At 35.8% G+C, this 5733-nt stretch carries 8 protein-coding genes; 2 read left to right on the forward strand and 6 right to left on the reverse strand.

Going from position 1 to position 5733, the window contains the following annotated elements; all coding sequences use genetic code 11:
• The coding region (locus tag ACN0WY_RS17295) for a hypothetical protein (protein WP_417801182.1) at window positions 1–1155 on the reverse strand (1155 nt) is incomplete at its 3' end.
• Window positions 1156–1213: 58 nt separating this feature from the next.
• Here ACN0WY_RS17295 and ACN0WY_RS17300 point away from each other — a divergent pair.
• Window positions 1214–1849 (forward strand): hypothetical protein, encoded by a 636-nt coding sequence (locus tag ACN0WY_RS17300; protein ID WP_417801183.1) that lies wholly within the window; start codon window positions 1214–1216, stop codon window positions 1847–1849.
• 585 nt (window positions 1850–2434) lie between these two features.
• On the forward strand, window positions 2435–2818 hold the full coding sequence (locus ACN0WY_RS17305; protein WP_417801184.1) for a hypothetical protein: 384 nt from the start codon (window positions 2435–2437) through the stop codon (window positions 2816–2818).
• A 355-nt stretch (window positions 2819–3173) separates the two neighbouring features.
• On the opposite strand, the gene ACN0WY_RS17310 is transcribed toward ACN0WY_RS17305, so the two are convergent.
• The 5 genes from ACN0WY_RS17310 to ACN0WY_RS17330 form a co-directional block, all read right to left on the reverse strand.
• Window positions 3174–3506, reverse strand: coding sequence for a hypothetical protein (locus tag ACN0WY_RS17310; RefSeq protein WP_417801185.1), 333 nt, complete (start codon window positions 3504–3506; stop codon window positions 3174–3176).
• Window positions 3507–3939: 433 nt separating this feature from the next.
• Window positions 3940–4533, reverse strand: coding sequence for a hypothetical protein (locus ACN0WY_RS17315; protein ID WP_417801186.1), 594 nt, complete (start codon window positions 4531–4533; stop codon window positions 3940–3942).
• Window positions 4534–4744: 211 nt separating this feature from the next.
• On the reverse strand, window positions 4745–4984 hold the full coding sequence (locus ACN0WY_RS17320; protein ID WP_417801187.1) for a hypothetical protein: 240 nt from the start codon (window positions 4982–4984) through the stop codon (window positions 4745–4747).
• A gap of 48 nt (window positions 4985–5032) precedes the next feature.
• Entirely contained in the window at window positions 5033–5257 is a 225-nt protein-coding gene (locus ACN0WY_RS17325) for a hypothetical protein (protein ID WP_417801188.1), read from the reverse strand.
• Between the two features lie 22 nt (window positions 5258–5279).
• Window positions 5280–5546: a helix-turn-helix domain-containing protein gene (locus ACN0WY_RS17330; RefSeq protein ID WP_417801189.1), complete on the reverse strand. Its 267-nt coding sequence runs from the start codon at window positions 5544–5546 to the stop codon at window positions 5280–5282.
• Between the last annotated feature and the right edge of the window lie 187 nt (window positions 5547–5733).

The raw sequence follows: 5733 nt of genomic DNA on the forward strand, positions 1-5733 counted from the left end.
GCTGCTTTGTACTCCATAGTGGTTTTTCGGACCCCAAAACCAATCATTGAACTCAAAGCCATCAAAGCCCCCTTCACTAATTAACTCATCAAAACTAAGGTGCATTGCAACTTGCTTAACATCTGCAAACGGATATTGACTGAAAGGTGATGCCTCAATCTTCCCCATATATTCTTCAGATAAATTGGACATCTGCCCATTTAATACATTTTTGAAGTTCTCTATGCTTTCTCTGTATGCATCCCACATATTTGAATAAGGCAATAAGTCACTATTATAGTCTTTTACTCTCGCCCTAGACTTTTGCAATTCGGATAGTAGTAAGTTTTTAGTAAAATCCATTTCTAAAACTTTTGGAGATAACCCAGTCAATAGCTGGAGTGTTAGCATCGATACACCTACTTTAAATTCTGGCCAGTGTGCAGCTTTTCCAATCGATGGAAATTTAGGGTTTACATCTAACAGATCTGAATCAAGCTGTGTACACTCTTCATTTCGAATATTTACTCCATTTGAGATACCTTTGCGAGAGTAACTTCGGGCTGCAACTAAAGCGCGGATGTTCATTACTTCTGAGAGCTTAAGGCCACCATAAATCACTTGGCCTTCACTAATTTGAGGTTCTTTGATTTTATAGTCTGATATTGTCACTAGGTTAGATAATTTGCTTTGGATATCAGCAAAGAATTTATATTCAAACACCTTTTCTTTAAGTCTTTTTTTCAATGATGATTGTTTTGTTTCGATGCCATTAAACAGAAATACTTCGTCATAAACCCTAATAGTATTCTCGTTAGCAATTAACTCTTGACCTTCAGTTAACTCAAAAGTAGCCGTTGCATTAAGGGTGCTTTGCTCTTGCTTTAAGTTTAGCTCTTTAAGTTTTAGCCTTACATTTGGCAATAATTTATTGCCACTTATAACATTCGTATTGAGGTTTACTTTTAGTTGCTCCACAGCTTTTTTTTGAAGTAGATGCTCGATTACTTGTGCATCGTAGTCAGTGGTGTTACTGAGCGTTAAATTGACACTAACTTTTTCTGCACCATAAGCACTCCCGAACGCATGGAATACAGTCAGCATAAAAACCCCATTTGCTAGCGCTTTCAATAAATTCATTAAAACGACCTCCAAGGACAAAACTGTATTAATCATTTCATAAATTTCATTTCGTGCAGCGGTTAAAAACCAAACTGAATATCACCTATTTACAATGAGTTATAATAAATGTCATTGTGTTTCTTATATTTTCACAAACCTGTATTCAATAAATTATACTTTTCACTTTGGAGGGGGATTTATGAAATTTGTGTTTTTACTAGTCATTTTAGTATTGAGCCATACTGCTCATGCAGCTGATACTGTGAGAGTTATCAAGTTTAAAACTATCGGTCTCACAGTTAATGAGTACAACATTGCAGATTTAATATATAAAGAAGCTGCTCAAAAGCAAGGCGCTTATTTCATTGTTAATAATTCACAAGCAGGTGTATCAAGTTATAGCGAGAAGGCCCGCATTTTACGTCCGATAACGGTAAGTATTGTTGACTACACAATCGAAGATAGTGAAGTAATAGCTACCATACGCTATGATCATGCAGCTTTAGAGGTTGTAACGGAGCGCTATAAGTTATACATGAGGAACAAGAAAAATTCCGAAGACATGAATAGCGCGAAGATAACTGAATTTTGCCAAAAGTTCTCATCAAACTCTTTAGAAATCGAGAACATTCTCTCTAGCTCAGAACTTAACGATTCAACATCACCTTCAAAGGATAATGAGCTCCTAAAACTATCAAATGAGTCTGACTCTATAAGTCAGTTATTAATTAATGAATGTAATTTATAGGAAACCTTTTAATACTTTATCACCTATTTTCTAGAACGTAGCTATGAATGCTTGTGATTAAGAACTAATGGACGTTTTGTACAATAGTAGGCCTTCAAGCTTAACTCATACTTGCCCCAAAGTGAGTTAACGTAATTACTCTATAGATCACCTTTGAGCTATCAGACACAGTGATTCACCTAATGATATTGGCTCTAGCTCATAATCTGATATTCCACTAACTTTTATGTTGGTGATGATACAAACCACTGTATTAATACACAGTTTTGTTGTTATATTCCCAGATTCAAGGAAATGAGCGATGAGGGCATTTTTTTCTGAATACCTTTAATGTCAATAAAAATATTAAAGTTGGCAATGCATTACATTATTTGTTAAAAATAGATTCATTAATACATGCGCGTAACATCGGCACAAAGATGCGCGACGAGCGAACTATAAAATGTTAGAGGTTCAAGTTCCCAGGATGCAACAGTGAGATTTAAATCTACCTCTCCCAAAAAAATAAATCAGGCGGTTAAGACAATAATTCAGAGTCTTGACTTAAGGGAAGAGGATGTGAGAATTTTAAAATTTCATCGGCCGATGGAGTTTACTCCTGAACCAAATAACTGTTTCTTCAATGCGTGGGTAAAAATGAAATATGCGGGCGGGGATGCACAGCATGGCTGGCTGATAGCTCAGGATACCACTAAAGATTTTATAGAAGCTCAATTTCATGCCGTCTGGGTTAATTCAAATGGTGAATTGGTTGATGTAACTCCCCGAGTCGACGGCGAAAAAAGAGTTATGTTCATATCCGACCATAACCGTGAAATTAGGCTATCCGACTCTAATGGACGACCAGCAATATTAACTTACGATAACTTTCGTGTGTTTGGAGGCCGTCCATTGGCTGAACTTGAGCGAATCAAAGTTGTAATGCGAGATACTAATTTCATCAAAGAGTACGGTTTATCATGGATGTAGTTAAAACCTCTAAAAAACCGTTTAACATCGACACCCTACCTTTGCTTCGTTTCGCGTATGGCGTTCGCCATTTTCGCTACTCTGCACAAAGGTTAGGCGCGCGTTAACGGGGCGTTAGCTTTTCGGGGCAATCATGTCGGTATGTAAAATCTATGATAAAGAGATGCACTTAAATAGGGCTATGGCTCTACTTGAGCACATGCAGAGCGCATTCTCGCGTGCTTTTGCTGCGAGTTAAACCCTGCGGTTTTAGTCGTTATGCTTGGCGATGGCCTTACTCTGCTTCACTGCGCCCTGCAAATGTTCAAATGTAATATCTTAAGTTTTCACTATACTTTTATCTGCAATTGCCAAATCAAACCTCTAACCGTTTGTATATGCAAAGTTCTGTTTCCACAACTGATTTGTTATCGTAAGTCCAGTTCATTATTTTTAGCAATTCATTTTGTGTATGATTAACTTTCATTGTTATTCGTTTGTTTTTGAAAACATAATCGAAGTTTTCGCCGCTGTTTTCATTAATTAATGCTCTGTCTATTGAGTTGATGAAAAGTAACTCAACTTTGAGTTTGTTTTCAGTTTTATATATCTTAAAAGCATCTCCCTGATTTTTTGATAAGCCCGTATCACAATCAGCAAATTGCCAATACCCAGATAAACTTAATAAACCTACAGTTAATATACTCATCACTAATACGCCTCCGCTATTGTCCCTGTATCGATTACAGCCTTATTTCATAAAATATCATATCATAACGAAAGTTTAACTCTTCTATTGTGGGTCAGTAATAAAGATATACATACTGAAATGCAAATAAGCTCCAAAATGTAGCCTATTTTGATTAATAAAGTTACATACTGGTTTTTACTTTTTACTGTAATAAAATATCGTTATAACTGCTTATTATATTGATAAATCTGCCACATTGAGAAATAGCCTTTTTTCCCTCTAATCCTTTCAATGTTTTTGTATCGAATCTAGCTTCAATTGTTATGTACAGTTCAGGAGGTATTTTTTAAACCCACCACAAAAGCTAGCCAACCAATCAAAGTAATTAAAAAAGCAGGCTAAACCACACAGCAGGGATTTTAATTATTTCTTTCATCCCGTCATTCCAATATTACGATAAGCCAAAAACTAGCTTCAAAATTTCGGAAATAAAAAAACCAAATAAAGCGCCAATAACCCAACTTTTCCATTGACCTTTATAGCTAGAAGCTCTTTTGATTTCTGTTTGCAAGTTCTCAATAATCCTCGACTGGGAGGCAATATCAACAGCCAGTGAGTTAATCAGTTCCGAATCTACTCCAAGTCCAATTTTTGTTAATATCTCAGGTTCAGACATTAATCGAGGTGTGTTGTTTTCGAGCTCATATACAACACCCTGAACACTCGCCAATTTAGTTGACGGCTTTACTGTAATAACTCCAAGTGTGTAGTTTCCTCTAATGTTAGGGATGAACTCTAAGTGTACATCTGCTCCACTGCATAGTGACTTTGCTTGAGCAAATATAGTTCTCAACGAGTTAGGTTCTACTCCAAAAACTTCGGTGCGTCCAAGACCTATTATTAAGTGCCTTCCATTGCTATTCGAAGACGCTACAATAAATTCTGCAAGGGAATCAACACCTATTTCAAGCAATGAAATACAATCACTGGAATGGTCAATATTTGTTAAGATATCTCCATTTTTAAGCTGCTCTAGCGTTTCCATTTTTTTTCCAATTTTTAAACTTTAGTTTTATCCCCAGTAGCCATAATCCAAATCGCAACTGATAGTTGGACAATCATAGCCGCAACTATACACCATACAATAACAGGTGAGGATTCAACGGAAACACCTTCAAAATACAGGGGCAATGAAGAAAGCCCTGTAGTAATAAACAAAATTGTTGATAGTTTCACTTTGATTTCCCATTTTCCAACTAAGTAAGCTTTGATGTTAATAAAACGAGAAAACTTAAGAGCAACGAAACTTTAATTGATACAGATCGTTTACGCTCTAGCTCTTCATTTACCAATTTATCTTCCGTTGCACCTATGCCAGCTTCATCAATTTCATATTTAGCCGACCTTACATCCTTATCAGCAAAGACAGTTCTGTTTAAAGTTAAAGAAACTAAAAATATTGAGAATATGGCTATAAATTGCCAATAGTCACTCAAATATTTCATAACTTATTAACCCCTTAAATCTCATTTCCAATGTTAAAGTTAACTTTTTAAAAGGTTATGTTTATCAAAATTACTAATTGCTGCATCCAACCTTTCATTTACAAAAGTTTCTTCATCAATGCTAGCACCAAGAGAAAAAACATGACATATAAACCCTTTTGGGTAATTGCCTTTTGAATATCGAATGAGCATCCGATCTACATCAAACTGAGTAAACCCCAATTCAGTCTTTACTTTAAAATAAGGGCTATCAGATTTAGTCATAATTATTCCAAGATTTCTTAATTTATGGATATGATGGCACGTTTTTACCGTGCTTCAAGTTGTTTATTAACCAAGTTTTATTTAACATTCCCCAGTCAACAGCCGAGTATGAACCGCTTTTGTTTTCAAACACAATAGACAGCTCTTGAGTTACCGATAATGTATCTTGATCTGTTCGTCTTGGCATTCCCGTAGCTCCCATAATTGCAGGCACAGTGTTAACGCCAGTGCTTATGAGCCATGTAACATAGGCCCTTCTATATAACCTTGTTTTAGTTTTGCTATGCATTATTTATGACCAATATTAGAAAGGTTTTAATTCCATCAAAGGAGTCACTAGCTGGTTTTTGTATGTCCAATGTGCAGTATCTGAGCAGCGATAGTTAATTAGTAAATCAATATTCTTGAAATCTAATTCTAGATCTCGCGCAATTATAGGCTCGTGATGTGCAATTCTATTTCTTAATCCCTTGACA

Origin of the sequence: Tenacibaculum sp., from assembly GCF_048269885.1 — a bacterium.
Classification (GTDB): domain Bacteria; phylum Bacteroidota; class Bacteroidia; order Flavobacteriales; family Flavobacteriaceae; genus Polaribacter.

What these genes read in the sequence shown, in the direction of transcription:
- ACN0WY_RS17310 (WP_417801185.1), bottom strand. Translation starts at nt 3,506, where the DNA reads ATGAGTATATTAACTGTAGGTTTATTAAGTTTATCTGGGTATTGGCAA.
- ACN0WY_RS17330 (WP_417801189.1), bottom strand. Translation starts at nt 5,546, where the DNA reads ATGCATAGCAAAACTAAAACAAGGTTATATAGAAGGGCCTATGTTACA.
- ACN0WY_RS17315 (WP_417801186.1), bottom strand. Translation starts at nt 4,533, where the DNA reads ATGGAAACGCTAGAGCAGCTTAAAAATGGAGATATCTTAACAAATATT.
- ACN0WY_RS17305 (WP_417801184.1), top strand. Translation starts at nt 2,435, where the DNA reads ATGGAGTTTACTCCTGAACCAAATAACTGTTTCTTCAATGCGTGGGTA.
- ACN0WY_RS17300 (WP_417801183.1), top strand. Translation starts at nt 1,214, where the DNA reads ATGAGTTATAATAAATGTCATTGTGTTTCTTATATTTTCACAAACCTG.
- ACN0WY_RS17325 (WP_417801188.1), bottom strand. Translation starts at nt 5,257, where the DNA reads ATGACTAAATCTGATAGCCCTTATTTTAAAGTAAAGACTGAATTGGGG.